Raw genomic sequence first — 26,500 nt, forward strand, 5'->3', positions numbered from 1 at the left:
GTCGTCATGCCACTTCCTCCAGGATTTCTTCAGGCGCGCCGTCGCGAGCGATGCGGCCGTCGCTCATCAGCACGACGCGGGAAGCCAGGCGCCGCATGGCGTCGAGGTCGTGGAACACAGCCAGCACGGCCACGCCCCGCGCGGTGAGCGAGGCGATGAGCTCCAGGGCGGACTCGCGGTTGGCCGGGTCCAGAGCGGACACCGGCTCGTCGAGCAGCAGCAGCCGCGGCGGCCGGACGGTGCCCGCGGCGAGGTTCACGCGCTGGCGCTCGCCACCCGAGAGCACCGAGCAGTCGACGTCCCACAGCGCCTCGTCGAGGTTGAGCCGCTTCAGCGCTTCGGCGGCGGCTTCCCGCGCCTCGGCACGATCCACGCCCCGCCGCCGGGCCGTCGCGGCCACGACTTCGAGCGGTCCGGTACGCGGGGGAGCGGCCAGGAACTGGGACACGTAACCGAATTCGCGGCCGCGCACCCGGGCCATCGCACGGTCGGGCAGCTCCGTCAGCTCGAGCTCGGTGCCGTCGGCGGTGCGCAGCCCGACCGAGCCGGAGTCGGGCAGGTAGGTGCGGTTCACGCAGCGCAGCAGCGACGACTTGCCGGCCCCGCTGGGCCCGGCGAGCGCCACGTGCTCGCCGGCGCGCACGTCGAGGTCGACGCCGTGCAGCGAGTGCACCGTGCGGCCGTCGATCGTGTGCAGCGTGAACGACTTGCGCAGGCCGCGCAAGGACAGGACGGGGGACACGGGGGTCACCTCCGGGCCGCGGCGACGAGCCGCTGGGTGTAGGGGTGGTGGGGGTCGTGGAAGAGCTGGTCGGTCAGGCCGCGCTCGACCACGCGGCCGAGCTGCATCACGATCGTGCGGTCGGTGAGCGCGTCGATCACGGAGAAGTCGTGGCTCACGACCACGGCCGCGATGTCGCGTTCGGACAGCAGGCCGCGCAGCAGGTCGAGCACGCCGGCGGCCACCGACGCGTCGAGCCCGGTGGTCGGCTCGTCGAGCAGCACCACCGGCGGCTCGGTGGCCAGGGCCTTGGCGATCTGCACGCGCTGGCGCATGCCGCCCGAGAACGTCCCCACGGGATCGTCCATCCGCGACAGCGGCACCTCCACGCGGTCGAGCAGCTCGGCCGCGCGCCGGCGGATGTCGTGGTAGCCGCGCCAGCCCGCCGCCGTGAGGCGCTCGGCGATGTTGCCGCCCGCGCTGACCCGCAGGTCCAGCCCGTCGGCGGGGTTCTGGTGCACCACGGCCATCGAGTCCACGCGCAGGCCGCGCCGCTGCGCGTCCGGCAGCGTCATCAGGTCCGTGCGGCCACCGTCCACAGTGGCCAGCCGGACCTCGCCGGCGGTGGCGCGCTCGTCGCCGATCACGCACGCCAGCACGGTCGACTTGCCCGAGCCCGACTCGCCGATCACGCCCAGCGCCTCGCCCGGCGCGACGTCGAAGGACACGTCCCAGGCCGCCACGATCGCGCCCGTCGCGGGGCTGACCGCCGTGCCGTGCTCGGGTCCGGTGCCGGACACCGCGTCCGCGCCGCCCGCGCCGTGCACCTTGCCGATGCCGGTGACCTTCAGCGCCCACTCCGGGGCGTCCGCGGCGATCTCGCGCCGCGGCATCTCCCGGTGCTCCGCAGTCACGGTGGCGCGGGCCCGCCGGTTCGGATCCGGCAGCAGGTTCAGCGGCGCGCGGTGGTAGTGGGCGTCGGCGTCGGCGTCGCCCGCGCGCACCCGGGCGCACCACTCCGTGTCGCTGCAGGCGTAGGCGCCGCTCGTGCCGGCGGCGACGAGGAACGTGTCGTCGCGTCCGCACAGCTTGCACACCGCGCCCGGCGTGTACTCGACCTCGAACGGCACGTCGTCGAAGGTCAGGGGTCTCACGTCGGTGTTCGGCGGCACGGCGTAGATGCGCTTCTCGCGGCCCGCGCCGAAGAGGTTCAGTTGCGGCGACTGGTGCAGCCTCGGCACGTCCCACCGCGGGATCGGCGTCGTGGCCATCACGTACCGGCCGCCGACGAGCACGGGGTAGCCGGTGGTACGGGTGATCATGCCGTTGCGGACGATGTCCTCGTACAGGCTCACCCACATCGCCGAGTAGTCGCCCTCGGCGTGCATCCGGCCGCATTCGGCCATGGACTTCTCGACGCCGCGCAACGGTTCCGGCACCGGCACCTGGTACACGAGCACGTCGCCTTCCGACAACGCCTCCTCGGGCACGCGGTGTCGCGTTTGGACGATCGTCGCCTCGCGCGTGTCGGCCGTCTCGGTCGCCCCGGTGGTGGCGGCGATCATCCGGCGCAGGTTGGTGGCGTTCACGCCGGCGTCGTCACCCTGGTCGATCACCTTCACGGTGTCGGCCGTGCCGACGACGGCGAGCGTCACCTGCAGGCCGCCCGAGCCCCAGCCGCGGGCCACCGGCATCTCGCGGGAGCCGAAGGGCACCTGGTAGCCGGGCACGCACACCGCGGTGAGTGCCGCGCGGCGCACCTCGCGTTTGCCGCCCTCGTCGAGGATGCCCGCCGGTTCGGCGACGGCTTCCAGTTCGGTGAGCAGTTGTTCGGTCGTGCTCATCAGCATTCCCCTCCGAAAGGCTCGGTCTGCCGGGGCGCCGGCCCTTCACCGGTGCCCGCCGCGGCCTGCAGAGCCCGCTTGCGTTCCACCATCGAGCGGAACGTGACGTAGTGCGGGAGCTTGAGGTGCTCCAGGAAACCGCCGGAGTCGAGCCCGTCGGTGGTCAGCAGCAGCAGCTGCTCGAGCGGGCCGGACTTGCCGAAGCGGCGGTTGGCGATGTCGAGGTTCGCCATCGCGATGGCCTTGCGCTCGTTGTGGCCGAAGCACAGTCCGTAGCCCACGTCGAAGCGGCTGCGGTCCTCTTCGGCGCCGTTGAGATCCTCGATGGCCTCGGCCTCGGTCACCCGGAAGTCGCCGACGGACACGGGGTTCCCGGTGTGCGGGTGCTTCACGCGCAGCGGCAGCCGGCCGTGGCGGACCTCGCCGAGCGTGACCTCGTGGAGGTTGCCGTCGGGTCCCAGGATCGAGCGGTACCACAACGACACCAGCGCGCCCGTCTCCGCGCGCGCCATGGCGGCCAGCGCGGCCGAGCGCGGGGCCGGCGGCCGGGCGGGCTTGCGGGTGAGGTCGAACGGCTCGGCGTCCTCGGCCTCGCCGCGGTGATCCACGGCCAGGTCGAGCTCGCGCAGCAGGTCGAGGAACCGCCGCGGCCGGCGCTGCTCGTCGGTGCGCGGCTTCGGAGTGCCCGCCACGTGCTCGCCGGCTTCCGGTGCATCGACCGGCTTTTCGAGCAGCCGCCCGGTGTAGTCGGTGGTGCGGCCCAGCAACTGCGGGCCGTCCGGCTCGCGGAAGGCCGGCACGATCCGGCGCAGGATCAGCATTTCGTCCGGGTCCACCGGCTCGCCCACGGCCAGGCGCGGCAGCGTGGAGCGGTAGGCGCGCAACAGGTGCGACGCCTCCAGCGGGTCGCCTTCGGCCTGGCGGAACGCCGCGGCGGCGGTGTCCTCGTCGAACAGGCCGGCCTCGCCCATCACACGGTCGACCGCGAGCCGGAACCGCGCGACGATCTGCCCGGTGTCGGCCCACGCCACCGGCGCGTGGTCGCGGGCGCGGCGCACCAGGTCTTCGGCCGCGAGGATGGCTTCGAGCCCGCCCCGGGCTCCCGAGTACCCCATCAGTCCTCCTCGACAATCGTGGTGGTGCGCGGCAGGCCGACGACGCGGCCGTCGTCCGTCACCAGCAGCACGTCGATCCCCGCCGGGTAGCCCGCCACGGCTTCGGCGCGCGCGGCGGCGAAGCCCTCCGGCAGGCCGCGCGGGGCTAGGGTCAGTTCGCCGGGCACACCCGGGCCGGAGATTCGCCAGCGGCGCTCGCCGCCGTCCACATCGGACACTGCGAGGGCGGCCAGCGCGGCGTCCTCCGGGGCCGGCGCGGTGCCGCGGCACAAGCGCGTGATCTCGTCGGCGGTCACCGGGCGCACGGCCGCGACGAGGCGGGCCAGCTCGAGCGGCCGGATCGGCGCGGACGTCGCCAGCGCGACGGCGTCGGCCCACTTCGTGCTCTCCTCCAGCACGCAGACGCTGGTGCCGAGGTCGGCGAGCGCGAGCACCGGCAGGACCGCGGGATCCGTGCTGCGCACCAGATCCTGGGGAAGGTCCTGCGGTGCACCCGGACGGGAAAGCGCTTCCAGCAGCGTGCGGAACACCTGCTGCGACCCCGCGGGGCGCAGGACGGCGGTGGGCGTGGTGGCGGTCATGGCGATCACGTCAGCTCCTCGAACTCGACCACGGTCGGGGCCAGCTCGGCCCATTCGCGTTCTTCCCGCTCGACGAGGCGGCGCGCGACCTCCCGGCACAGCTCGTCCACTTCGGCCGCGTGCGCGCGGCCGGCCTCGACCTCGGCGTCGAGCACCGCGGCGGCGAGCACAGCCGCGCGGTCGTCGCCCAGGCGCATCGCCCAGCCGCGATGCCCGGCGAGCTCCACCTCGGCGCGGCACGCGAGCACGTCGCCGAGCAGGAACCGTTCACCGGCAACGGGTTCACGCACCTGGGTCTGCACGCAGCCGACCTCCGGCGCGAGCAGCACCCGCACGTCGGCGCCGTCGGCGAGACAGGCGTCGGCAAGCGCCCGCAGTTCGCCGGGTTCGGCTTCGGCCAGCAGGCCGCAGCGCTCCTCCCGGCTCAAGGGATCAGTCACCCTGTTCTCCTTCACGTTTCGCGGGGAAAGCCGGGTCTTCCAGCTCCACCACCACGCGGACGGCGTCCATGCGCGTCCACGCGCTGCTGGTCATGAGGACCCGGCCGGATTCGGCGTCCCGGTTGACGCTTTCGATGCACCACACCGGGACCCTGGCCTCGATCTGCAGGCCGCGCAGCACCTCGGCCGGCGGGATGTCCACACTCGCCCGGAACCACGCGCGCACCGGCTGCACGCCGCCCAGCTGCCGCAGCACCAGGTCCACCGACTCCACGCTGTGCAGCGCGAGGTCGAGGTTCGGGGCCACGTCGACCGGGATCAGCTCCTCGGTCCAGGAGGCGAGCAGGTCGTCGATGTAGAAGTGGCGGATCACCCGGTGCACGGGTGAGCCCACCGGCCGCTCGAGCTGCCGGGCGGCCGCCTCGCAGGCCTCGACGCGTTCCACACCCTTGATCTGCGACCGCGGCGTCGCCCCGGCCGCCGCCACCGTGGCGTGCCAGGACGGCGGCCGGCTGTGCGAGATCACGTAGTCGATGCGCCGGCTCACGAACGTGCCGGCGCCCTGCACGCGGCGCACGAGCAGCCGGCGCTCCAGCTCCTGCAGCGCCGAACGGGCGGCCGCCCGGCCGACCCCGAAGCGGGTGGCGAGCTCCGGCTCGCTCGCCACCCGCGTCCCGGGTGCGTAGGCCACCAGCTCGGTGGCCAGCTGGTCGGCGATGTCGAGGTACCTCGTCGAGGTCATGTCACCCACAGTGCTCGCCGGGCTTGTCCGGACAACTGCGCCGTGGCCAACGCCCGCACGCCCGAAGGTGAACATCAGCGACACTTGTTGCCGGCGGCTCAGCGCACGACGTGCCGGAGCCAGACCGCGAGCAGTTCCACGAGCAGCACCGTGGCGAACACCAGCAGCAGGACGGTCGTGACCACACCGAACTCGATCACCCGGGAAGCGCTGAGCAGGTCGAAGCCGATCCCGCCCGCCCCCACGATGCCCAGCAGCGTCGCCGAGCGGATGTTCGTGTCGAGCTGGTAGAGCACGTGGGCCACGAACGCGGGGGCCGCCTGCGGCAGCGTGCCCGTGAAGAACACCTGCCACGGCCCCGCCCCGGTCGCCCGGATCGCCTGCTCGACGCCCGGGTCGACCTCCTCGAGCGAGTCGGCCACGAGCTTGCCCAGCAGCCCGACCGCGCCCACGGCGAGCGCCAGCGTGCCTGCCACCGCGCCGAGCCCGGTGATCACCACGAACACGATCGCCAGCACCAGCTCCGGGATGCCGCGGATCAGCACCACGATCAGCCGGAACGTGCGCGCGACCCATGCGGCCGGCGCGACGTTGCGCGCGGCCAGCGACCCGATCGGCACCGCCAGCACCGCCCCGAGCACCGTGGCGCCCAGCGCGATCTGCACGGTGACCCACAGGTCGTCGAGCAGCTGCCCGAAGATCCCGGCCGTCTCGGGCGGCCAGAACAGCCCGGCCGTCTGCCCGAGATTGCCCAGCGCGCCGAAGAACTGCGCGGGGTCGAGGTCGGCACCCCACGCGGACGCCGCGATCACCAGCACGGTCACCAGCGCGTAGGCGGCCTGGCCGACCCGGCGGAACGTCCACCCGGGACTGACCTGGTTCCCCCGTTGCACGGGGATCGCCACGATCTTGCGGGTGTCCTGCCCGCGCAGCAGCGCGCGGCGGATGGCGCCCGAGAGCAGCTCCACCGCCACGCACAGCAGCAGCACCACCAGGGCGAGAGCCATTCCGCGCGGGTAGTCGAGCTGCTGGAACGCCGTGGCGATCGCGTACCCGAGTCCGTCGACGCCGACGAACCCGAGCACCACCGAGACCCGCAGGTTGATGTCCAGCCGGTGCAATGCGGTCGCCACGAACGCAGGCAGCACTTGCGGGAGCACGCCGGTCACGAGCTCCTGGAACGTCCCGGCGCCGCCCGCCCGTACGGCTGAGCGGGCGCCTTCGTCGATCTGCTCGACCGCGTCGGCGTACAACTTGGCGACCATGCCGACCGAGTGCAGGCCCATGGCCAGCACCCCGGTCATGGCGCCGAGGCCGAAGATGCGGAAGAACACGATGGCGAGCACCACGTCGGGCACGGCCCGGGCCAGCACGATGAGCGTGCGGGCCCCGACGCGCATCGTGCGGTGCGGCGTCGTGTTCACGGCCGCGAGGATCGCCAGCGGCACGCTGATGATCACCGACAGCAACGTCGCGGACACCACGATCGCCAGCGTTTTCCCGCACAGCTCCAGCAGCTCGCCCACGGGCGGGAAGTCGAGCGGGAACATCCGGCCGGCGAAGTCGACGGCGTTGTCGGCGCTGTCGACGAATGTGGCGACGTTGATCTTCAGGTCGGCCACCGCCCACACGCCGACGGCGACGATCGCGGCGAGGACCAGCCACGCCGCCGTGCCACCGGCGCGGGGCCGCGCGAGGGACCGCTGCGCCACGCGGGCGGTGGACAGCGGCGGCGCGGCGGTCATCCGACGGCCGCGGGCACGGGCAGCGGGGCCGCGGCCACCTTGGCGTACAGGCCCATGGCCGCGTCGCGGTCCAGCCCGGCCACCGGGGTGTCGAGCACCGCCTGGCCGCCGCGCAGGCCGACCACCCGGTCGCCCCAGCTCAGCGCCAGATCGACCTGGTGCAGGCTGCACAGCACCGTGAGCTTCTGCTCGGCCCCGATCTCCCGGATCAGGGCCATGACCTGAGCCGACGACTCAGGGTCGAGCGAGGCCACCGGCTCGTCGGCGAGCAGGATCTCCGGCCGCTGCATCAGCGCCCGCGCCACGGCGACGCGCTGCTGCTGGCCTCCTGAAAGCGTGTCGGCCCGCTGGAACGCGCGGTCGAGCAGCCCCACGCGCTCGAGGTGGCCGAGTGCCTCGATCCGGACGGACTTCGGGTAGGTGAACAGGCCCAGCCGCGGCCCGCGCAGGCGTCCGAGGGCGCCCGCGCAGACGTTCTCCAGCACCGTGAGGCTGCCGATGAGGTGGAACTGCTGGAACACGAACCCGATCCGCCGGCGCAGGCGCCGCAGCTCACTGCCGTGGGCCTTGCCGACATCGGTGCCGAGCACCGTGACCGAGCCGCCGGTGGGCCGCTGCAACCCGTCGACGTGGCGCAGCAGCGTGGACTTGCCGGAGCCCGAGAGCCCGAGCAGCACCACGACCTCACCCGGGTGGACCTTCAGCGACACCTCGTCCAGCGCCCGGACTTCAGGCCCGAAGTGCTTGCTGACGCTGTCGAAGACGATGACCGGTTCGTCGGTCACGACGCGGTGCACTGCTTGTCCTTGGTGGTCGCGCAGACCTTGCGGACACCGGCGTAGAACGCGTCGTCGACCTTCGCGTAGCCCCAGTCGCCGGCGTCGTCGACCGCCTTGCAGGCGGTGGAGCAGAAGCCGTTGGCGGTGAGGTAGTCGACGTTGGCCTTGTTCTGGAACACGTCGGTGATCTTCGCCTTGAGGTCGGCGGAGAGGTCGTCGTCCACCGCGACCGGCGAGCCGGCGATGATGTCGGACTTCCAGACGGTGTTGATGTCGCCCTGCTTCAGCTGGCCCTTGTCGATCAGGATCTTGTCGACCATGACGTCCTCGGCGAAGCCGGCATCGCACTGGCCGCTATTGACGGCGAGCACGGACGCGTCGTGGCCGCCGGTCATCACCGGGGTGATGTCCTTGACCGGGTCGATGCCGGCCTGCAGCAGCGCGGCCTTCGGGTACAGGTAGCCCGAGGTCGAAGCCGGGTCGACGAAGCAGATCTTCTTGCCCTTGAAGTCGGCGATGCTCTTGATCGGCGAGCCCGCCTTGGTGATGCCGTAGGACTTGTAGCCGGGCGTTTCACCCTTGGTCGTGATCCCGGCGGCGATCGGGCTGGCCTTCACGCCGCTGTTCTTGGCGAGCACGTAGGAGAGCGGGCCGTAGTTGGCGATGTCGACCTTGCCGCTGCGCTGCGCCTCGATCACCGCGGCGTAGTCGGTGGCCGGCTGGAACTTGATCTTCTTGCCGGTCTCCTTCTCGAGGAGGTTGATCACCGGCTGGAAGGACTGCTGCAGGCTCTGCGCGTTTTCGGACGGAACCGCCGAGAAGACGAGCTCATCGGGGTTGCGACCGCCACCATCGGCTGCGTTGCCGGTGTTCGTCGCCGCGCTCTGGCCGCACGCGGCCAGGAGGAAGGCGGCGGCCACGCCGAGGACGGCCGCGGCCGTGCGTCGGGGGAGACGGGACATCGGGGACTCTCCTTTTTTTCGCCCGGGTAGGGCGGCAGGTGTTGACGTCCCGAGAGTCGTTCGGGCCGATGCAGGTGAGGAGAAGCCGTGGTTACGCTTCGCAGAACTCCGCACGTCCCTTGTCACAACCCGGGCGGAGGAGTGCCGTACCGGTGACCGGGATCGCCGACCGTGTGCGATCGCCTGCGATGGGTCATGACGCTCGGGCCGCGGTTCGTGATTCGATCGTGATCCTGAATCCGGGGAACGAGCGGTACGCGGCCGGGATCGTCGCGCAGCCGGCGGTTCGCGCGGGACGTGACCGGCGCGATCGTCCCCGGGAACTCCGGATCGATTCAGTGGATTTCTGCTAGCCTCCCCGTGATTCGCGGCTCACCGTGGTGCCGCCTGCCGCCGCAGTGCCCACGGTCTCGTCGACGAGCGCTCCGGCTTGAACCTCCGAGGAGCGACATGACAAGCATCGTCCGGGTCAAGGGCCGCGAGGTGCTGGACAGCCGCGGGAACCCGACGGTCGAGGTCGATGTGGAGCTGGCCGACGGGTCGCGCGGGCGCGCGGCCGTGCCGTCGGGGGCGTCCACGGGCACGCGCGAGGCCGTGGAGCTGCGTGACGGCGACAAGTCCCGCTACCACGGCAAGGGCGTGCGCAAGGCCGTCGACGCGGTGAACGGCGAGATCGCCGAGGCCGTGACCGGGCTCGACGCCGAGGCGCAGGCCGACGTCGACCGCGCGCTGATCGCGCTCGACGGCACCGCGAACAAGGCCCGTCTCGGCGCCAACGCGACGCTCGGGGTGTCGCTGGCCGTGGTGAAGGCCGCTGCGGCCGCCAGCCACCTGCCGCTCTACCGCTACGTCGGCGGGGTCTACGCGCACCTGCTGCCGATGCCGATGATGAACATCATCAACGGCGGCGCCCACGCCGACAACCCGATCGACTTCCAGGAGTTCATGATCGGCCCGGTCGGCGCCGAGACGTTCGCCGACGCCGTGCGCATGGGCTCCGAGGTGTTCCACACGCTGCGCAAGTCGCTGCACGAGGCCGGCCACAACACCAACGTCGGCGACGAAGGCGGCTTCGCGCCGCAGCTCGGCTCGGCCGACGAGGCGCTCGAGTTCGTGGTGCGCGCGATCGAGCAGACCGGCTATACGCCGGGCGAGGACATCGCGCTGCTGCTCGACCCGGCCGCGTCGGAGTTCTACACCGGCGAGGTCTACGACTACACCGGCGAGGGCCGCAAGCGCAGCATCGAAGAACACGTGGCCTACCTCGAAGACCTCACGCGGCGCTTCCCCATCGTGTCCATCGAGGACGGTCTGGCGCAGGACGACTACACCGGCTGGAAGCAGCTCACCGACACCATCGGCGACCGCGTGCAGCTCGTGGGCGACGACCTGTTCTGCACCAACGTGGAGATCCTGTCCGACGGCATCGAGCGCGGCATCGCGAACTCGATCCTCATCAAGGTCAACCAGATCGGCACGCTCACCGAGACGCTCGCCGCCGTCGAGACCGCGCACAAGGCCGGCTACTCCGCGGTCATGTCGCACCGCTCGGGCGAGACCGAGGACACCACGATCGCCGACCTCGCCGTGGCCACCAACTGCGGCCAGATCAAGACCGGCTCGCTCTCGCGCTCCGACCGCACCGCGAAGTACAACCAGCTCCTGCGCATCGAGGAGGAGCTCGGCACCGAGGCCCGGTACGCGGGGCGCGCCACGCTGCGGGGCTGAGCGCGGCCCGGCAGCGCTCGACGACAACGAGCGGCGGCCCGGCCCGATCTTCCACGACTAGTATCACCGAGACTACTCACGGGCTACAGTGTCGGACGTGGGAAAGTCGGACGGGGAAGACGGAGCCGGGTTGTCCGCTGGGTTGTCACTGAGCGAGTGGATCGTGCTCTGCCTGGTGGCGGAGTCCCCGACGCACGGTTTCGCGCTCGTGCGGCTCACGTCGGAGGCCGGCGAGGTCGGCCGTGTCTGGCGGCTGCCGAAACCCGTCGTCTACCGCGCTGTGGACCGCTTGCTGGCCCGCGGGTTCGTGGTGGGCGCGGGCACCGAACCCGGCGACTCCGGCCCGCCGCGCGCGCTCGTGCAGGCCACACCCGAAGGCCACGCGGCCGTGGCGGAGTGGCTCGCCCGGCCGGCCCGGCACGTGCGTGACGTGCGCTCGGAGCTGCTGGTGAAGCTCGCGTTGCTGGAACGGCGCGGGGCCGACCCGGCGCCGTTGCTCGGCGAGCAGCGGCGGGTGCTGGATCGGATCGTCGACGGGCTCGAGAAGCAGCAGAGCTCCTCCGACGGGTTCGACACCGTGCTGCTCACCTTCCGGTTCGAGAACGCGCGGGCCGCCGTCGCGTTCGTGGACGCGACCCTCGGCGGGCGGGCACCGCAGTACGCCGTCACGGGCGAGTAGGCGCCTGTGCTGGACGTCAGGCGCCTGCGGATCCTCGTCGCGGTGGTCGAAGGGGGTTCGTTCACCGCGGCCGCGCACCGGCTGCAGCTCACGCAGTCGGCGGTCTCGCAGCAGATGTCGGTGATCGAGTGCGAGGTCGGCATGTCGCTGCTCAAACGACTGCCGCGCGGGGTCGAGCTGACCCCGGCGGGCGAGGTGCTCGCCGCGCACGCGAAGAGCCTGGTCGGCGAGCTCTCGGCCATCGAGCAGGAGGTGCGCTCGTTCGGCACCGACCCGGCGGAGCTGCGGATCGAGGCGTTCGCGACCGCCGGGGTCGAGCTGCTGCCGCCGGTGGTGAAGGCGTTCCGCGAACAGCACCCCGGCGTGCGCCTGCGCCTGTCGGCCACTCACGGCGACGACGCGTTCAGCCGGCTGCGCGAGGGCGCCGCGCACGTGGTCCTCGTGTGGGGCTACGACTTCGCGCCGCAGCCCGTGGACCGCGCGTTGCACCACGTGGCCCTGCCAGACGACCCGCTGCACGTCGTGCTGCCGCTGGACCACCCGCTCGTCGACGCGGAAGAGGTGGCGCTGGCCGACCTGCCCGGGGAGCAGTGGGTGACGCGCACGCACCGCGCGCCGTACGAGCAGGCGTACGAGACGATCTGCCGCATCGCCGGGTTCGAACCCCAGATCACCTTCCGCGCGGCGGATTACCAGTCGCTGCAAGGGCTCGTGGCCGCGGGCATGGGTGTGAGCCTCGTGCCGCGGCTGTCGCTGGCGGCGCACCGCAAGGATCTCGCCGACCGTCCGCCGGCGGGTCGCGGGTTCGCCCGGCGCGTCACCGCGGTCACGCTGCCCGAGGCGCCGCGGTCGAAGCCGGTCGCGGATTTCCTCGAGGTGCTGCGCTCGTCGGTCGGCGCCGAGTAAGTCTAGTGTGGACCGTCAGTGGCCGCGGGTCTGCTGGGCGATCGCGCCGGCGAACGTGGTCACGCGCGTGTAGACGCCGGGCTTGCCGGGTTTCGCACAGCCGTCGCCGAAGGACACGATCCCGACGAGTGTGTCGCCGATGACGAGCGGGCCGCCGGAGTCGCCCTTGCACGCGTCGATGCCGCCCTGCCGGTACCCCGCGCACACCATGCTCGCCGGATCGTAGGAGTCGTAGGCCTGCTCGCACGTCGAGTCGCCGACCATCGGCACCACGGCGCTGCGCAGGTAGTCGGAGCGTTCGCCGCCGTCGGCGACGCGGCCCCAGCCGAGCACGGTGGCCTTCGTGCCCGGGGCGTAGCCGTCGGTGTCGCGGGCCACCGACGCCGCGCGGCCCGGCAGGAGGCCGCGCACGGTCAGCACCGCGATGTCGTCGCCCTCTTCGGCCTTCTCGAAGTCCGGGTGCACCCAGGCCTTCGTGACGGCGAACGTGCTGCCCTCGTTCGTTCGCTTGTCCTCCCGGCCGACGACGACGCGGATGTCCTTCGTGGCCACCGCTTCGGCGCAGTGGGCCGCGGTCGCGACCGCCGAGCTGCCCACGATCACGCCGCCGCAGAACTGCGTGCCCGCATCGTCCACGAGGTACACCGCGTACGGGTAGTCGGCCAGCGATGCCTTTTCCCCGCCCACGATCGCGCCTTGCGCGGCCGCTTCCGGGCCGGCGACCACAGTGGTCACCGCCGCCGCACCGAACACCGCGGCACTGAACAGTGAAGTATTGAGCACGGCCGCGGCCAGCACCGCGTTCGGACCTCTTCCGAACAGTCGTGTCCACGGCATGAAAACCCCCTCGGCGCAAAGAAAACGATGGCAGAAACGATAGCCGGGCCGAGGGGAAACCGGTGTCGCTGAACCGGGTGGAAAAAAGCGTTGCGGGTCAAGGTGAACGGTCCGGCGGAGTGTCCCCGCCGGACCGGTCACCGCCGAACTCAGGAGCAGAGCGGGGCGACGGGGAGGTCGGACCCGGTCTTCACGTAGGCATCGGAGATGAAGTTGTCCGCGCCGATGCGGTCCCAGATCGTGCTGGTGCCGAACGTTCCGGTCACCGAAGAACCGTTGACGTAGCATTCGATGCTGACCTTGGCGTAGTTCGCCGCGAGACCCTTGACGGCGGCCGTGGTGCTGGCGCTGGCGCGCACGTTCATCGGGTCGCCGGCGGTGCTCACGACGCCGGTGGCGGCGGCCGAACCGGTCCACAGGTAGGTCACCTTCACGTTGCCGTTGTCGGCGAGCCCGAGCCCGGAGTTGAACACGCCGTCGGCGAGGTCGATGCCGGCCGGGTTGCCCACGGTGTAGCCGAGGTCGTCCTTACCGCCGTTGTAGTGGTTGTGGTAGGCGGCATACGCCTCCGGCTGGCCCTGCGGCAGGTCCTTGTACTCCGAGCGGATCGAGGCCGGGTTCCAGTAGTCGTCCTTGGTGTTCCACGGGCCGACGTCCCATACCGGCGCGTACTCGCAGCGGCTGCCGTCGGTGCGGCACACCTTCACCGTGTAGTTCCCGGTGCCCTTGGGCGAGGTCGCCTTCCCCGAGGGCAGCGCGACGAAGTGGTCGTTGGCCGTGATCACGTGGCCGTTGGCGGTGGTGTGGCCGGTGAGGCCCTCCCGCGTGGCGTAGATCGTGTAGGTCAGCGGGGTCGTGACCGCGAGCGCGTTGGCCTGCGGGGCGAGCGTGCCGTCGAGGTCGACCTCGCGCACGGTCGGGCGCACGCCGTCGGTGGTGCTCGACAGCGAGATCCGCGCCTGCACCACGCTCACCGCGCGGCCGAAGGTCGCGGCCTGCCCGCCGGCCGGCGTCCACTCGGTCCAGTCGTCGGCGCCGGTGCGGCCGCGCACGTCGATCTGCACGTCGGTGCCCTTCGGCAGGTCCGCGGCGACCTTCGTCGTCACGCGGTTCACCGGCGAGGCGAGCTGCCGCGCGGCGGAGACCAGGTAACCCTGGCTGCCGGCGGTGAGCAGATCCGTTCTGTGCCAGGCGGAATCCTTCAGCGTCAGCGCTCCGTCCGCCGCCTCGACGTTGACGTCGTCACCGTCGACGTGGGACAGATCGGCGCGCCACGACCTGGCCGGCGCGGCATTCGCGGGCGCTGCCAGCGCCACCCCGCTCGTGGTGACCGCGCCCGCGGCCAGCACTGCCGCGACCACGCGGCGGGCAGTTGTCTTCCCGACTGTCTTCCCCAGCACGACACTCAGCTCCTTCACTCGTCCGTCGCGAACGGTGAGGAGTCTGTGCCCGTTCCGTACACGATCCGTACAACGCGGGGCAGGGTCGTGTATCACGGTGTGCCCCGGATTGTCCGGTTTGCCGATCATCTACATCGGACACTTCGGGAGCGCTAGCGCCGAAAGTAGGAAGATCACCAGGTGGGACAACAGCACGTCAGTTTCCGTGGACGCCGTGGACAGGTGAGCCGTTGCCGGTGTAGGTGTATGCACCAGGCAAGTACTGGAACGATCACGGGGACGGTTGATGGCGGGGTACCTGGGGCGCCGCGTCCTGCAGTCGGTCGTGGTGGTCGTGCTGGTCGCGGTGCTCACCTTCGTGCTGCTGCAGCTGCTGCCCGGTGGGCCCGCCCGGGCGATCCTGGGGCCGAAGGCCACGCAGCTGCAGATCCGGACCTTCCTCCACGACAACGGATACGACCGTCCGTTGGTCGCGCAGTTCCTCACCTGGGCCGGGCGCGTGCTGCACGGTGACCTCGGCTACTCGTACAAGCTCAACCAGCCGGTGACCGACGTGATCGCCGATCACCTGCCCAAGACGATCCTGCTCATGACACTGTCCACTTTGGTCGCTCTTGTGGTGGCGGTGCCGCTGGGCGTGTACCAGGCGCGCAAGCGCAACACGTTGGGCGACTACGTGGCCACGGGCCTGTCGTTCGCGTTCTACTCGATGCCGAGCTTCTTCCTCGGCGAGATCCTCGTGCTGTTGTTCGCGGTGCAGTTGCAGTGGTTCTCCCCGCTCGGGCCGAGCGGGGACTCACTGGGCGAGATCCTGTCGCAGGCGCCCGCGCTCGTGCTGCCCGTGGTCACACTGGCGCTGATCACCATCGCGTCGTTCAGCCGGTACGCGCGCTCGTCGGTGATGGAGAACCTGAGCCAGGACTACGTGCGCACCGCGCTCGCGGGCGGGGCGAGCGAGGGCAAGGTGCTCACGCGGCACGTGCTGCGCAACTCCCTCATCCCGATCGTCACGCTGCTGGGGCTGTCGCTGCCGCAGCTGTTCGCGGGCGCGCTCATCACCGAGCAGGTGTTCAACTACCCGGGCATGGGCTTCACGTTCATCCAGGGTGCCCAGGTGCACGACTACCCGGTGCTGCTGGGGATCGGGCTCGTCGTCGCGCTCGCGACGGTGGCCGGCTCCCTGCTCGCGGACATCGGCTACGCCGTGCTCGACCCGAGGGTGAACTACTGATGACCCACCAAGCGGCACCCCCGAGATCGGCGGCGCGGGCGACCCTGCGAGCCTTCCTGGAGAACCGCCTGGCGGTCGCGGGGCTCGTGCTGATCGTTCTGTTCGTGCTGTTCTGCTTCTTCGGCCCGCTCGTGTACCACACCGAGCAGATCGCGACGAACCTCGCGGGCGCCAACCAGCCGCCCGGCGCGGGCCACCCGCTGGGCACCGACGACGTGGGCTATGACGAGCTCGGCCGGCTCATGGTCGGCGGCCGGTCGTCGCTCGAGATCGGCGTCGCGGCCGCGGTGCTCGCAACCCTGTTCGGCACGTTCTGGGGCGCCATCGCGGGTTACGTCGGCGGGTTCGTCGACGCGGTGATGATGCGGATCGTCGACACGCTGCTGGCCATCCCCACGCTGTTCCTGCTGCTGATCCTCGCCGCGATCTTCACGCCGACGCTGGGGCTGCTGATCCTGGTGGTGTCGTTCGGCGCGTGGCTCAGTCCTGCCCGGCTCGTGCGCGGCGAGACACTTTCCCTGCGCACCCGCGAGTATGTGCAGGCAGTGCGGATGATGGGCGGCGGCGGGAAACGCGTGGTGCTGCGCCACATCATGCCCAACGCGATCGGCACCATCGTGGTCAACGCGACCTTCCAGGTGGCCGACGCGATCCTGCTCGTGGCGGCGCTGAGCTACCTCGGCCTCGGCATCGCGCCGCCGCACGCCGACTGGGGCAACATGCTGTCCAACGGCACCGAATTCGTGCAGAACGGCTACTGGTGGATGATCGTGGGCCCCGGCATCGCGATCATGCTCGTGGTCGTGGCGTTCAACCTGCTCGGCGACGCCCTGCGCGACGCGCTCGAAGTGCGGCTGCGGAGGCGCTGAACCCCATGAACCCCGTCTTGCGCCTGGAAGACCTGCACACCACCATCGACGTCCGCGACGGCGTCGTCCACCCGGTCGACGGCGTGACGCTCGAAGTCGGGCGCGGCGAGCTGCTCGGGCTCGTCGGCGAGTCCGGCTGCGGCAAGACGATGACGGCCCTGTCGATCCTGCGGCTGCTCCCGTCCGGCGGGCACATCGCGTCGGGGCGGATCCTGCTCGGCGGCGACGACGTCGCGGCCATGACCCCCGCCGAGCTGCGGGAGGTCCGCGGCAAGCGCATCGGCACGGTGTTCCAGGACCCGATGACCTCGCTCAACCCGTCGCTGCCCATCGGGCGCCAGGTGAGCGAACCGCTGGAGCTGCACTCGACGCTCTCTCGACGGGAACTGCACGAGCGCGCCGTCGCGATGCTGGAGCTGGTCGGGCTGCCGGACGCGCGCAAGCGGGCCGAGGACTACCCGCACCAGCTCTCCGGCGGCATGCGCCAGCGCGTGATGATCGCCCGCGCGCTGGTGTGCGAGCCGGAGCTGCTCATCGCCGACGAGCCGACCACCGCGCTCGACGTGACCGTGCAGCACCAGATCCTGGAGCTGATCGACGACCTGCGCCGGCGCCTCGGCATGGCCGTGATCCTGGTGACGCACGACCTCGGTGTGGTCGCGGGCCGCGCCGATCGCGTCGCCGTGATGTACGCGGGGAAGATCGCGGAGCTCACCGACACGCGCCGGCTGTTCGGCAATCCGCGTCACCCGTACACCGAGGCGTTGTTCGAGGCGCTGCCGGAGAATTCGGCGGAGTCGGGGGAGAAGCTCTACAGCATCCCCGGCCTGCCGCCGGATCTGCGCGAGCCGCCGGCCGGGTGCCGCTTCGCGCCGCGCTGCCGCTACGCGACCGATGAGTGCGTCGAGAAGGAGCCGGAGCTGCGCGCCGACGTGGCCGGGCACGAGTACGCGTGTTTCCACCCGGTCGGTTCGGCCGGCGTCGAGGAGCCGTCGGCCGTGGTCCGCGTGCACGAACGGGCGGGCGCGCCGGCCTCGGAGCCGACAGCGGGCGCGCCGCTCCTGGAAGTCGAGAACCTGGTGAAGGACTTCCCCGTCACCAAGGGCGCGGTGCTGCGGCGGCGCACGGGCACGGTGTCCGCGGTGGCCGGCGTGAGCTTCTCCGTGGCGGCGGGGGAGACCTTCGGCCTGGTCGGGGAATCGGGCTGCGGCAAGACGACCGTCGGCCGGGCCGTGGTCGGGCTCGACGAACCGACGGCGGGCCACATCCGGATCGGCGGCACGGAGCTGACTTCCTTGCGCGGGGCCGAGTTGCGACAGCGCCACCGCGACACACACCTGGTGTTCCAGGACCCGTACGCCTCGCTCGACCCGCGCATGCGCGTCGGCGCGATCCTGGCCGAACCGCTGGAGATCCACGGCGCCGGCACGCGGGCGCAGCGCAGCCGGCGCGTCCGCGAGCTGCTGGGCGAGGTGGGCCTGCCCGCCGACGCCGCGCAGCGGTACCCGCACGAGTTCTCCGGCGGGCAGCGTCAGCGCGTCGGGCTCGCGCGGGCACTGGCGCTGGAGCCGAAGCTGATCGTGGCCGACGAGCCGGTGTCGGCGCTGGACGTGTCCGTGCAGGCGCAGATCCTGAACCTGATGAACGACCTGCGCGAGCGCCACGGGCTCACGTATGTGTTCATCTCGCACGACCTGTCCGTGGTGCGGTACCTGGCGCAGCGCATCGGCGTGATGTATCTCGGCAAGCTCGTGGAGACCGGCCCGGCCGCCGAGGTGCACGGTAACCCGCGGCACCCGTACACCCGCGGGCTGATCGACACGGTCCCGGTCGCGGACCCGTGGGCCGCGCGCCACGGCGCCGGGGTGTCGGGGGAGCTGCCGTCGGCCATGTCGCCGCCGTCGGGCTGCCGGTTCCGCACCCGCTGCCCGTTCGCGCAGGAGATCTGCGCCGCCGAGGAGCCCGTGCTGCGGCCGTTCGGCGCCGGGCACGAGGCGGCCTGTCACTTCCCGCTCGACGCCGCTCGTGAGCACGACGCGACGAAGGTCTACCAAGGAGAGAACGGATGAGACTGCGCAAGGCACTCGTGGCGCCGGTGGTGGTGCTGGCCGCGGCCGCGCTCGCCACCGCGTGCAGCGGCGGGAGCTCGTCTTCCGGCGGCGGTACCCCGACCGAAGGCGGCACGGCCGTGTTCGCCGAACCGCCGGGCACTCAGCCGAACTGGATCTTCCCGTTCGTGGACTCGGCCCACAACAGCGGTTACGCCACCGGTGACCTGCAGCAGCTGATGTACCGCGAGCTGTACTGGTTCGGCGACGCCAACGGCAGCACCGGGGTCAACACGCGCAAGAGCCTCGCCGACCCGCCCGTGTTCAGCGACAACAACACGAAGGTGGTGATCAACGTCAAGCCGTACAAGTGGTCCAACGGCGAGACGGTGAACGCTCGCGACGTGGTGTTCTGGATGAACATGATGTTCGCGGAGAAGGCCAACTGGTACGGCTACGTGCCGGGCCAGTTCCCCGACAACGTGAAGTCGGCGACGGCGACCGGGCCGCAGCAGGTGACGCTGCAGCTCACGGACTCGTACTCGCCGACGTGGTTCACCGGCCAGGAGCTCGCGCAGATCGCGCCGCTGCCGATGGCGTGGGACAAAACCTCCGACTCCGCGGCGGCGGGCAGCGGCGGCTGCGCGGACGACCGCGCGAAGTGCGACGCGGTGTACAAGTACTTGTTCACCAAGAGCAAGGACCTCTCGACCTACGCGACGGATCCGTTGTGGCAGGTCGTGGACGGCCCGTGGCACCTCACGTCGTTCGATGCCGAGGGGAACATCAGCTACGACCCGAACCCGAAGTACAGCGGGCCGGACAAGCCGCACCTCGCGCACTACAAGATGCAGCCGTTCACGAGCACCAGCGCGGAGTTCAACACCCTGCGCAGCGGCCGGACCATCTCCGTCGGCGGCGTGCAGGGCGCGGACCTGCCGCAGAAGAAGGCGAACGAGAAGCTGCCGGCGACGAACCCGTTGCAGGCCAACTACAACCTCGTGCCCGCCGCGGCGTGGGGCTGGAGCTCGACGATCCTGAACATGGACAACCCGAAGTTCGGGGCCGTGTTCAAGCAGCTCTATGTGCGGCAGGCGTTCCAGCAGACCCTGGACCAGGTAACGGACGTGAACGTCGCCTACCGCGGCTACGCCACCGTGACCACCGGCCCGGTGCCGATCAACCCGGACAATTCCTACGTGACCGCCGCCGAACGGGGCGCGGGCCCGTACCCGTTCGACAAGGCGAAGGCGAAAGCCTTGCTGACGTCGCACGGCTGGACCCTGCAGAACGGCGCCATGACGTGCACCGCGCCCGGCACCGCTCCGAACCAGTGCGGCGCCGGCGTCGCGGCCGGCACGCGGTTGCAGCTCACTTTGCAGTACTCCACCGGCAATCCGGCGTACGGGCGGATCATGCAGCAGTGGAAGTCGGACGCCGCCGAGGCGGGCATCGTGTTCGACCTGAAGGGCCAGGAGTTCAACGCGGTGCTGAGCGACGTCAGCGACTGTCACGGCTCCGGCCCCGCGTGCGACTGGCAGATGGGCTACTTCGGGTACCAGCAGTACAACGCCGTGCCCACCGGTGACCAGCTGCTGCTCCCCGGCTCCACCGGCAACATCGGCAACTACGACGACCCGCAGCTGGACAAGCTCATCGAGGCCACGCTGCACAGCGACGACAAGAACGCCTTCGCCGCCTACGAGGACTACGCGACGAAGACCCTGCCGGGCCAGATCAACATGCCCCTGCGCGGCACGACGGAGGTCGTCGCGAAAGACCTCGGCGGCGTCTCGTTCCCGGCCGTGCAGACGGCGCGCAGCCCTGAGGATTGGTACTTCACGAAGTAGGGCCTTCTTTTCCGGGGCCGCCCTTGTCCCTGGGGCGGCCCCGTTCTTGTGCCGTTGGGCCCTGGTTGCCCGGGATGGTTCAGTCGTCGTCTCTTCGCCCCAGCCGCAGCAGCTCGAACACGAAGATCCACGTCAGCAGCCCCACCAGCAAGCTCCCGCCCAGCCAGCTCCACCACGTGGCCGCCGACCACCACAGGCTCGCCACCAGGAACCCCAGCCCGGCGACGATGCCCAGGCCCGCCATCTGGACCGTGCGAATCCCGGTCCTTCGGTCGTTCATGGCGGAGAAGATTACTGAGACCCACGGTAGAGCGACGCCGCCGAACGAAGGACACGATCCCGGCTCGCTGCTCCGTTCGAGCGCTACCCATCGTGACCACTGCCCGGAACTACCACCGAGGGTGGCCCTTGGCCTCTTGGCAGGTGATTTTTGCGGCCCATGGCCCGTTTCGGCGCCGCGAATCCCGGCGCAGGCCCGCGTGGTCGGGCGGCCCCGGTGGAAAACCGTCCGGCACCACCACGCGGCGCTGCTACCGTGCGCGCCGTGGGGAGTCCTGAGGCCAACAGAGTGGCGCCACCGGTCGAGCGGTGGCGTTGCGGGGTCTGTGTTCTTTAGCGGCCGTGTTCTTTAGCGGCTGTGTTCCCTGGTGGCCGTGTTCCCCGGGGCTGTGTTCCCTAGGGCTGACGCCACGCGCTCCGATCGATCGTGCCTTTTTCCACCGTCCGAACAGGACGGTCACGTCGATCTCAGGAGTGTCTGTCTTGCGTGTTTTGCCGTATCTGCTCGCCCTGGCCGTGTTCGCCCAGGGGACGTCGGAGTTCATGGTGTCGGGCCTGGTGCCCGAGGTCGCGCGGGACCTGGGGGTTTCCGTGGCCGCGGCGGGGTCGCTGACTGCCGTGTTCGCCGTGGGGATGGTGATCGGGGCGCCGGTGCTGGCGGTCGCGGGCCGGGGGTGGCCGCGGCGGGTGGCGTTGCTGGGATACCTCGGGGTGTTCGTCGCGGTGCACGTGGCGGGGGCGCTGGCGCCCGGGTTCGGGGTCCTGCTCGTCACGCGGCTGGTGGCCGCGCTGGCGACGGCCGGGTTTCTCGCCGTCGCGCTGACGGTGGCGGCCGATACCGCGCCCGGAGCCGAGGGGAGGGCAACCGCCGTCGTCCTGACCGGGACCACGCTGGCGTGCATCGCCGGGGTGCCGGCGGGCGCCGTGCTCGGGCAGGCGTGGGGGTGGCGCTCGGCGTTCTGGGCGGTCGCGCTGGTGTCCGTGCCCGCGTTCGCCGCCATTGCGCGGTGGGCGCCCGAGACGGAGATCGCGAGCGTGCCCGTCAAAGTCGAGTTCGCGGTGGTGAAGCGGCCGCGGGTGCTGGCCGCGCTCGGCAGGGGCGCGCTCGTGAACGGCGCCACCTTCGCCGTCTTCACCTACCTCGCCCCGCTTGCGACCTCGCAAGGCGAAGGCCGGCTGCCCGTCCTCCTCGCGTTGTTCGGCATCGGCGCCGCCGCCGGGGTCGCGCTCGCCGGTCGGCGTCCGGCTACGCGAAAAGCGCAGGTGGCGCTCGCCGTCGGCTGGCTCGCCCTCGCGCTCGGCGCGGGGAATACGACAGTGCTGTTCGTCCTGGTCCCGCTGCAAGCGCTGCTGTCTTTCGCCGTCGGGTCCACCGCCGTCGCGCAGGTGCTCCGCGCCGCCCCGGACGCGCCGGCGCTCCGGGGCGCGTTCGCCACTGCCGCGCTAAACGTCGGCGCTGCCGCCGGGCCGTGGCTCGCCGCCGCCCTCATCGGCACCGGTTACCGCGCGCCGGTGTGGCTCGCTGCCGTCCTCGCGGCCGCCGCCCTGGCCATCCGAGAGCAGTGCTCTTGACAACGCCAACACGACGGGTGAACACTGCTCCCAACAGAGAGCACTGCTCTCACGTCAAGGAGGCGACCGTGATCGAGTCCGTGTGGCGCTGGGGAAACCTGGGCCTGGCTTTCCTGCTGGAGCTGGCCGCGATCGTCGCGCTGGGGTACTGGGGCTTCCACGCGGGGGAGTCCACCGCGGGCAAGCTGCTGCTCGGCCTGGGCGCGCCCGCCGTGGGCATCGGCCTGTGGGCCCTGTTCGCCGCGCCGACCGCGAAACTGCACACGCCGCTGCTCTACGCGCTCACCGTCGTGGTGGTGGTCGGCGGCGCCGGCATGGGCCTGTGGTTCTCGGGACTGCGGACGCTCGGGCTCCTGCTGCCCGCCCTGTTCGTCGCGAACCTCGCCGTGGTGAAGCTGATGCACCTCGACGTGGCGACGGCCTAGGGCAGCTTCCAGGCGACGCACTCCGGCCGGACCCGGGTCTGGGCGAACTCCCGCACCGCGCGGAGCACGAGCTCGGCCGGCACCTCGCTGCCCGCGGGCTGCGGGAAGTGGCCGCCCTGCAGGCTGTAGTAGTCGGCGGCCGCGGCGCCGGCGCCGTCGGCGGGCAGGTGCGCGGCGCCGTTCTCCTGCCACACCAGGGCGCCGCGCTCACCGCGCAGGCCGACGACGAGGTGGGGCGTGCCAGGGCCCCGACCGGCGTAGATCCACCAGACGACCCCCGTGGTGGCCGACGGCGGCACGGCAGCCTGCAGCGCGGCGAGCACCGTCTCGGCGGGCACGCTCGAGATGTCGTACCCCGTCCGCCGATCACCCGTGGTGGCCATGGTCCGCTCCGCTTCCAGTGAGGATCGGTGCTGATCCTAACGGGCCACAGTGTGAGAGCGAAGTGTGGAACATCAACTGAGTGTCCGAAGAGGACAGTCAGGGGTGGTCCGCCCGCAGCCGCGCGGCGCGAACCGTGAGGTAGCGGCGTTCCGGGGCGTTGGTGGTGCGCGCCGCGGCGGCCTCGTAGCAACCGATCGCGGCCGTGGTTTCGCCCGCGCGCTCCAGCAGGTGAGCGCGTACGGCGTCGAGGCGGTAGTGGCCGGCGAGCTGCTCGTCGAGCGTCGCGAGCAGGTCCAGACCGGTGGTGGGCCCGTGGACCATCGCGGTCGCGATCGCGCGGTTCAGCGTGACCATCGGGTTGTCCCCCAGTGTTTCAAGCCGCAGGTAGAGCGCCAGGATCCGCGGCCAGTCCGTGTCCTGCGCGCGCAACGCGATGTCGTAGCTCGCCGCGATCGCCGCCTGCAGCCCGTACTCACCGGCTGGCCCGTCGGAAAGCGCCGCAGTGGCAAGCGAGACGCCTTCCCTGATCAACGACCGGTCCCACAACGAACGGTCCTGGTCCTCCAGCGGCACCAGGTCTCCGTCGGGCCCGGTCCGCGCGGGGCGCCGCGCATCGGTGAGCAGCATGAGGGCCAGCAGGCCTGTGACCTCGCCGTCCTCGGGCAGCACCCGGTGCAACAGGCGCGCGAGCCGGATCGCCTCGCCCGAGAGTTCCGCGCGGTGCAGGCTGGCCCCGGCGCTGCTGGTGTAGCCCTCGTTGAACACCAGGTAGAGCACGTGCAGCACCGATTTCAGCCGCGTCGCGCGTTCGTCGCCGGCCGGCAGCCGGAACGGCACACCCGACGTCTTGATCTTCCCCTTTGCCCGGCTGATCCGCTGCGCCATCGTCGCCTCGGGCACGAGGAACGCGCCCGCGATCTCCGCCGTCGTCAGGCCGCCGACGGCCCGGAGCGTGAGCGCGATGGCCGAAGCCGACGTCAAAGACGGGTGACAGCACAGGAACAGCAGCGTGAGCGTGTCGTCCTCGTCCGGCACCTCGGCGCCCGCCGGCTCGGCGAACACCGCCAGCTCACGCCGCGCGCGGGCTTCGTCACTGCGGTACGCGTCGGTCAGCCGCCGCGCCGCCGCCTGGATCAACCAGCCGCGCGGGTTGTCCGGCACGCCGTCGTCGGGCCAGTGCAGCGCCGCGGCGAGCAGCGCCTCCTGCACGGCGTCCTCGGCGGCGTCGAAGTCGCCGAACCGCCGGGCCAGCACGCCGAGGACCTGCGGCGCGAGCGTGCGCAGCAGGTCCTCGATGCGGTCGGCCGTCATCAGGCCGGCGCGCTCATCACCTGGCGGACCTCGATCGGCTGGCGGATCGGCGTGCCCCCGAGCCCGGGGGCCGCCGAGAGCCGCGCCGCGATCTCGAGCGCCCGCTCTTCCGAGTCGACGTCGATGATCCGGTACCCCGCGAGCAGCTCCTTGCTCTCGGTGAACGGCCCGTCGGTCACCACGGTCCCGCCCGCCCCGCCGGACACGACCTTCTTCGCCGCCTCCGGCCCGGCCAGCCCCTGCGCGTCCACCAGCTCGCCCTTGTCGGCGAGCTCCTCGTTGAGCGCCCGCTGGAACGCGACGTGCGCGCGGATGTCGTCGGGGGACCACTCGGTCATCGGCACGTCGCAGGCCTCGCCGCCCGAGTACGTCTGCATCACCATGTACTTCGTCATCGTGGCTCCTCCGCCCTTCCGGCGTGCCGCGCGTCGGCACGCTCACTGTAAGGACGGAGCCGCCCTCGTGTCCTCTACACAGCCTTCTACACAGTTTTCTCCACGCGTCCGAGCAGCACGTCGCGGGTGAGGTCGAGATGGCCGCGGTGCTGGGCCAGCTCCTCGTACACGTGCAGCAGCGCCGCGCCCTGAGCCGCGCCGATCGGGGTGTCGCGGTACTTCGGCGGGACCTCGCCCTTCGGCGGCGCCTCCGGGGCGCACCCGGCGACATCGGCGCCGAATCGCTCCCGGACGGCCCGCATCCGCTCCACCAGCGGCGCGACGGGTCCCGCCGCCTCGAACTCCGCCGCCCGGTCGCGCGTCACGTCGCGGCCCGCCACGACCTGGCCACCCCAGAACGCCATCACCCCGAGGCAGTGCGTGACGATCGCGTACGGCGAGTTCGTCCCGGCCGCCCCGGGGCGCGCGTTCGCGAGCTCGTCGCCGAGTTCGGTGAGCGTGGCCGCCATCCCGTCGAGTGCGCGGTCGACGAGGTACAGGTATCCGTCCGTGGTGATCACGCGGGTGAGCGTAGCCCCGCGATCGCGGCTGGGTCCACTGTGGACCGTCGCTCGTCGCCGTCCTGAAGAACGGCAGCGCGGGCAGCTTCACCCTGACCGCCCTCGGTGAGGTCATCACCGCGGAGAACGTGGCGCACCTCAGCAAGGTCGACTTCTGGACATGGACCTGTTCGCGGCCGCCATGAGGGAACGCAACGCACCGGCGGCCGTGGTGACGGCCCGGGCGGTTGCGGGGGCCGGCGGGTTGGTGGAGTTGATGAGGACGCTCACGAAGTAGCGGTCAGCGTCTCCCGCAGCAGCCCGGCGTCACGTACCTCGACCGGCGGCTCGACGCGCAACGGCCCGGAGGCCGAGGGCACCAGGGGTTGGCGAATCGGCGCGGAAGGCGCGCCGATTCGCACGAGCCACAGTGTGAGCTTCACAGCGCCCACCTCGGCCGTCTCCGCATCGAGCGTCCGGGCCGTCGCGGGCGCCAGAGGGAACCGAACCCCGAAGCCAAGATGTCGAGCATGGCCGGGCAAGGTCCGCCGAGGCGCGCGAAAACTGCGGACCGTTCACCGGATCGAGGGAAGCCGCGGCGGCCGGAACTGTCGGTGCCGGGTCCTACCGTTCTCGGCTACGGGACCCACCCGGATCGAGAACAGGACAGCCCCATGACCGTGGAACACCTCGAAGACTTCGCCGCCCTCGACCCGTTTTTCGGTGTCGTCCAACGAGGCCTCGCCGGCCTCGCTGAGGGCGAGCACTTCTTCGACCTGCTCGCCGAAGATCTCGTCACCGAGTTCGTCGTCACCGTCCCCGGCTACCCGAAAAGAGTCGAAGGCCGCGCGGCGCTGGCCGAGCTCTACCGTGGCTACGGCGACGCCATCGTGCTCGACGGGGCCGGCGACCTGGCCGTGCACCACGACCGCGAGAAGTCCGTGATCACCCTCGAGTACTCGGTGCGCGGCCGGATCGTCAAAACCGGCCGGCCGTACGAGAACCGCTTCGTCTCCATCGTCACCGTCGCGAACAGCAAGGTCGTGCACTGGCGCGACTACCTCGACTCGCTGGCCGTGGTGCAGGCGTTGGGCGAAGCGGTTCCCGTGCGGGACTGA

27 protein-coding genes are annotated in these 26,500 nt (G+C 71.3%); 10 read left to right on the top strand and 17 right to left on the bottom strand.

From position 1 onward, the window contains the following. Nucleotides 1–4 precede the first annotated feature (4 nt). The 9 genes from AB0M56_RS14210 to AB0M56_RS14250 all read right to left on the bottom strand — a co-directional run bounded on the left by AB0M56_RS14210 (nt 5) and on the right by AB0M56_RS14250 (nt 8,929). Entirely contained in the window at nt 5–742 is a 738-nt protein-coding gene (locus tag AB0M56_RS14210; RefSeq protein WP_364175112.1) for an ATP-binding cassette domain-containing protein, read from the bottom strand. 5 nt (nt 743–747) lie between these two features. Next, nucleotides 748–2,565, bottom strand: a complete 1,818-nt coding sequence (locus AB0M56_RS14215; protein ID WP_364175115.1) for an alpha-D-ribose 1-methylphosphonate 5-phosphate C-P-lyase PhnJ — start codon at nt 2,563–2,565, stop codon at nt 748–750. After that, a complete protein-coding gene (locus AB0M56_RS14220; RefSeq protein WP_364175118.1) occupies nt 2,565–3,680 on the bottom strand; it encodes a carbon-phosphorus lyase complex subunit PhnI in 1,116 nt (371 codons plus the stop codon). The genes AB0M56_RS14215 and AB0M56_RS14220 overlap by 1 nt, the downstream gene beginning before the upstream one ends. Beyond that, nucleotides 3,680–4,261 carry a phosphonate C-P lyase system protein PhnH gene (phnH, locus tag AB0M56_RS14225; RefSeq protein ID WP_364175714.1) on the bottom strand — a complete coding sequence of 194 codons (582 nt, stop codon included), beginning with the start codon at nt 4,259–4,261 and terminating at the stop codon, nt 3,680–3,682. The genes AB0M56_RS14220 and phnH overlap by 1 nt, the downstream gene beginning before the upstream one ends. Before the next feature lie 5 nt (nt 4,262–4,266). Continuing rightward, complete coding sequence (phnG, locus tag AB0M56_RS14230) at nt 4,267–4,701, bottom strand: phosphonate C-P lyase system protein PhnG (RefSeq protein ID WP_364175121.1); 435 nt, start codon at nt 4,699–4,701, stop codon at nt 4,267–4,269. Further along, nucleotides 4,694–5,443 carry a GntR family transcriptional regulator gene (locus AB0M56_RS14235; RefSeq protein ID WP_255637778.1) on the bottom strand — a complete coding sequence of 250 codons (750 nt, stop codon included), beginning with the start codon at nt 5,441–5,443 and terminating at the stop codon, nt 4,694–4,696. The genes phnG and AB0M56_RS14235 overlap by 8 nt, the downstream gene beginning before the upstream one ends. A gap of 98 nt (nt 5,444–5,541) precedes the next feature. After that, on the bottom strand, nt 5,542–7,188 hold the full coding sequence (phnE, locus tag AB0M56_RS14240; RefSeq protein ID WP_364175124.1) for a phosphonate ABC transporter, permease protein PhnE: 1,647 nt from the start codon (nt 7,186–7,188) through the stop codon (nt 5,542–5,544). Further along, nucleotides 7,185–7,973 carry a phosphonate ABC transporter ATP-binding protein gene (phnC, locus tag AB0M56_RS14245; protein ID WP_364175127.1) on the bottom strand — a complete coding sequence of 263 codons (789 nt, stop codon included), beginning with the start codon at nt 7,971–7,973 and terminating at the stop codon, nt 7,185–7,187. The genes phnE and phnC overlap by 4 nt, the downstream gene beginning before the upstream one ends. Further along, nucleotides 7,970–8,929 carry a phosphate/phosphite/phosphonate ABC transporter substrate-binding protein gene (locus AB0M56_RS14250; protein WP_364175129.1) on the bottom strand — a complete coding sequence of 320 codons (960 nt, stop codon included), beginning with the start codon at nt 8,927–8,929 and terminating at the stop codon, nt 7,970–7,972. The genes phnC and AB0M56_RS14250 overlap by 4 nt, the downstream gene beginning before the upstream one ends. A 450-nt stretch (nt 8,930–9,379) precedes the next feature. Here AB0M56_RS14250 and eno point away from each other — a divergent pair, with 450 nt between their 5' ends. The 3 genes from eno (at nt 9,380) to AB0M56_RS14265 (ending at nt 12,242) form a co-directional block, all read left to right on the top strand. Beyond that, nucleotides 9,380–10,657 carry a phosphopyruvate hydratase gene (eno, locus tag AB0M56_RS14255; RefSeq protein WP_364175132.1) on the top strand — a complete coding sequence of 426 codons (1,278 nt, stop codon included), beginning with the start codon at nt 9,380–9,382 and terminating at the stop codon, nt 10,655–10,657. A gap of 97 nt (nt 10,658–10,754) precedes the next feature. Beyond that, a complete protein-coding gene (locus AB0M56_RS14260; RefSeq protein WP_364175135.1) occupies nt 10,755–11,336 on the top strand; it encodes a PadR family transcriptional regulator in 582 nt (193 codons plus the stop codon). Between the two features lie 6 nt (nt 11,337–11,342). After that, the gene (locus tag AB0M56_RS14265; RefSeq protein ID WP_364175138.1) at nt 11,343–12,242 is read left to right on the top strand and encodes a LysR family transcriptional regulator; all 900 of its coding nucleotides are present in this window, start codon (nt 11,343–11,345) and stop codon (nt 12,240–12,242) included. Between the two features lie 15 nt (nt 12,243–12,257). On the opposite strand, the gene AB0M56_RS14270 is transcribed toward AB0M56_RS14265, so the two are convergent. Together AB0M56_RS14270 and AB0M56_RS14275 are read right to left on the bottom strand one after the other, a co-directional pair. After that, the gene (locus tag AB0M56_RS14270) at nt 12,258–13,079 is read right to left on the bottom strand and encodes a serine protease (RefSeq protein WP_364175140.1); all 822 of its coding nucleotides are present in this window, start codon (nt 13,077–13,079) and stop codon (nt 12,258–12,260) included. Between the two features lie 149 nt (nt 13,080–13,228). Further along, complete coding sequence (locus AB0M56_RS14275) at nt 13,229–14,479, bottom strand: hypothetical protein (RefSeq protein WP_364175143.1); 1,251 nt, start codon at nt 14,477–14,479, stop codon at nt 13,229–13,231. Nucleotides 14,480–14,765: 286 nt separating this feature from the next. On the opposite strand from AB0M56_RS14275, the gene AB0M56_RS14280 reads away from it, so the two are divergent. The 4 genes from AB0M56_RS14280 to AB0M56_RS14295 are packed head-to-tail and all read left to right on the top strand — an operon-like array spanning nt 14,766 to nt 20,477. After that, on the top strand, nt 14,766–15,710 hold the full coding sequence (locus AB0M56_RS14280; RefSeq protein WP_364175146.1) for an ABC transporter permease: 945 nt from the start codon (nt 14,766–14,768) through the stop codon (nt 15,708–15,710). Further along, the gene (locus AB0M56_RS14285; protein WP_364175149.1) at nt 15,710–16,579 is read left to right on the top strand and encodes an ABC transporter permease; all 870 of its coding nucleotides are present in this window, start codon (nt 15,710–15,712) and stop codon (nt 16,577–16,579) included. The genes AB0M56_RS14280 and AB0M56_RS14285 overlap by 1 nt, the downstream gene beginning before the upstream one ends. Nucleotides 16,580–16,584: 5 nt before the next feature. Continuing rightward, on the top strand, nt 16,585–18,648 hold the full coding sequence (locus tag AB0M56_RS14290) for an ABC transporter ATP-binding protein (protein WP_364175152.1): 2,064 nt from the start codon (nt 16,585–16,587) through the stop codon (nt 18,646–18,648). Further along, nucleotides 18,645–20,477 carry an ABC transporter substrate-binding protein gene (locus AB0M56_RS14295; RefSeq protein ID WP_364175155.1) on the top strand — a complete coding sequence of 611 codons (1,833 nt, stop codon included), beginning with the start codon at nt 18,645–18,647 and terminating at the stop codon, nt 20,475–20,477. Before AB0M56_RS14290 ends, AB0M56_RS14295 begins: the two co-directional genes overlap by 4 nt. A 79-nt stretch (nt 20,478–20,556) precedes the next feature. Here AB0M56_RS14295 and AB0M56_RS14300 read toward each other — a convergent pair whose 3' ends face one another. After that, nucleotides 20,557–20,757: a hypothetical protein gene (locus AB0M56_RS14300; protein WP_364175158.1), complete on the bottom strand. Its 201-nt coding sequence runs from the start codon at nt 20,755–20,757 to the stop codon at nt 20,557–20,559. Nucleotides 20,758–21,239: 482 nt separating this feature from the next. Here AB0M56_RS14300 and AB0M56_RS14305 point away from each other — a divergent pair, with 482 nt between their 5' ends. Then, nucleotides 21,240–22,328, top strand: a complete 1,089-nt coding sequence (locus tag AB0M56_RS14305; RefSeq protein ID WP_364175160.1) for an MFS transporter — start codon at nt 21,240–21,242, stop codon at nt 22,326–22,328. Nucleotides 22,329–22,396: 68 nt separating this feature from the next. Beyond that, nucleotides 22,397–22,753 (top strand): YrdB family protein, encoded by a 357-nt coding sequence (locus AB0M56_RS14310; protein ID WP_364175163.1) that lies wholly within the window; start codon nt 22,397–22,399, stop codon nt 22,751–22,753. Here the strand turns inward: AB0M56_RS14310 and AB0M56_RS14315 are convergent. The 5 genes from AB0M56_RS14315 to AB0M56_RS14335 all read right to left on the bottom strand — a co-directional run bounded on the left by AB0M56_RS14315 (nt 22,750) and on the right by AB0M56_RS14335 (nt 25,825). Further along, the gene (locus tag AB0M56_RS14315) at nt 22,750–23,136 is read right to left on the bottom strand and encodes an Imm1 family immunity protein (RefSeq protein WP_364175166.1); all 387 of its coding nucleotides are present in this window, start codon (nt 23,134–23,136) and stop codon (nt 22,750–22,752) included. The genes AB0M56_RS14310 and AB0M56_RS14315 overlap by 4 nt on opposite strands. A 97-nt stretch (nt 23,137–23,233) precedes the next feature. Continuing rightward, nucleotides 23,234–24,448 (bottom strand): DUF6596 domain-containing protein, encoded by a 1,215-nt coding sequence (locus tag AB0M56_RS14320; RefSeq protein WP_364175168.1) that lies wholly within the window; start codon nt 24,446–24,448, stop codon nt 23,234–23,236. After that, nucleotides 24,448–24,843: a YciI family protein gene (locus tag AB0M56_RS14325; RefSeq protein ID WP_364175171.1), complete on the bottom strand. Its 396-nt coding sequence runs from the start codon at nt 24,841–24,843 to the stop codon at nt 24,448–24,450. Before AB0M56_RS14325 ends, AB0M56_RS14320 begins: the two co-directional genes overlap by 1 nt. An 86-nt stretch (nt 24,844–24,929) precedes the next feature. Beyond that, nucleotides 24,930–25,403 (bottom strand): DUF664 domain-containing protein, encoded by a 474-nt coding sequence (locus tag AB0M56_RS14330; protein WP_364175173.1) that lies wholly within the window; start codon nt 25,401–25,403, stop codon nt 24,930–24,932. Between the two features lie 266 nt (nt 25,404–25,669). Further along, on the bottom strand, nt 25,670–25,825 hold the full coding sequence (locus AB0M56_RS14335; protein WP_364175175.1) for a hypothetical protein: 156 nt from the start codon (nt 25,823–25,825) through the stop codon (nt 25,670–25,672). 231 nt (nt 25,826–26,056) lie between these two features. On the opposite strand from AB0M56_RS14335, the gene AB0M56_RS14340 reads away from it, so the two are divergent. Beyond that, a complete protein-coding gene (locus AB0M56_RS14340; RefSeq protein ID WP_364175177.1) occupies nt 26,057–26,500 on the top strand; it encodes a nuclear transport factor 2 family protein in 444 nt (147 codons plus the stop codon).

The sequence above is a fragment of the Amycolatopsis sp. NPDC051372 genome, assembly GCF_040682095.1.
Classification (GTDB): Bacteria; Actinomycetota; Actinomycetes; order Mycobacteriales; family Pseudonocardiaceae; genus Amycolatopsis.

Bases quoted from the DNA above. Each gene is read 5' to 3' on its own strand.
- AB0M56_RS14235 (WP_255637778.1), bottom strand. From the start codon at position 5,443: ATGACCTCGACGAGGTACCTCGACATCGCCGACCAGCTGGCCACCGAG.
- phnH (WP_364175714.1), bottom strand. From the start codon at position 4,261: ATGACCGCCACCACGCCCACCGCCGTCCTGCGCCCCGCGGGGTCGCAG.
- AB0M56_RS14300 (WP_364175158.1), bottom strand. From the start codon at position 20,757: ATGAACGACCGAAGGACCGGGATTCGCACGGTCCAGATGGCGGGCCTG.
- AB0M56_RS14270 (WP_364175140.1), bottom strand. From the start codon at position 13,079: ATGCCGTGGACACGACTGTTCGGAAGAGGTCCGAACGCGGTGCTGGCC.
- AB0M56_RS14280 (WP_364175146.1), top strand. From the start codon at position 14,766: ATGGCGGGGTACCTGGGGCGCCGCGTCCTGCAGTCGGTCGTGGTGGTC.
- AB0M56_RS14285 (WP_364175149.1), top strand. From the start codon at position 15,710: ATGACCCACCAAGCGGCACCCCCGAGATCGGCGGCGCGGGCGACCCTG.
- AB0M56_RS14340 (WP_364175177.1), top strand. From the start codon at position 26,057: ATGACCGTGGAACACCTCGAAGACTTCGCCGCCCTCGACCCGTTTTTC.
- AB0M56_RS14215 (WP_364175115.1), bottom strand. From the start codon at position 2,565: ATGAGCACGACCGAACAACTGCTCACCGAACTGGAAGCCGTCGCCGAA.
- AB0M56_RS14250 (WP_364175129.1), bottom strand. From the start codon at position 8,929: ATGTCCCGTCTCCCCCGACGCACGGCCGCGGCCGTCCTCGGCGTGGCC.
- AB0M56_RS14290 (WP_364175152.1), top strand. From the start codon at position 16,585: ATGAACCCCGTCTTGCGCCTGGAAGACCTGCACACCACCATCGACGTC.
- AB0M56_RS14220 (WP_364175118.1), bottom strand. From the start codon at position 3,680: ATGGGGTACTCGGGAGCCCGGGGCGGGCTCGAAGCCATCCTCGCGGCC.
- AB0M56_RS14295 (WP_364175155.1), top strand. From the start codon at position 18,645: ATGAGACTGCGCAAGGCACTCGTGGCGCCGGTGGTGGTGCTGGCCGCG.
- AB0M56_RS14315 (WP_364175166.1), bottom strand. From the start codon at position 23,136: ATGGCCACCACGGGTGATCGGCGGACGGGGTACGACATCTCGAGCGTG.
- AB0M56_RS14320 (WP_364175168.1), bottom strand. From the start codon at position 24,448: ATGACGGCCGACCGCATCGAGGACCTGCTGCGCACGCTCGCGCCGCAG.
- AB0M56_RS14325 (WP_364175171.1), bottom strand. From the start codon at position 24,843: ATGACGAAGTACATGGTGATGCAGACGTACTCGGGCGGCGAGGCCTGC.
- eno (WP_364175132.1), top strand. From the start codon at position 9,380: ATGACAAGCATCGTCCGGGTCAAGGGCCGCGAGGTGCTGGACAGCCGC.
- phnE (WP_364175124.1), bottom strand. From the start codon at position 7,188: ATGACCGCCGCGCCGCCGCTGTCCACCGCCCGCGTGGCGCAGCGGTCC.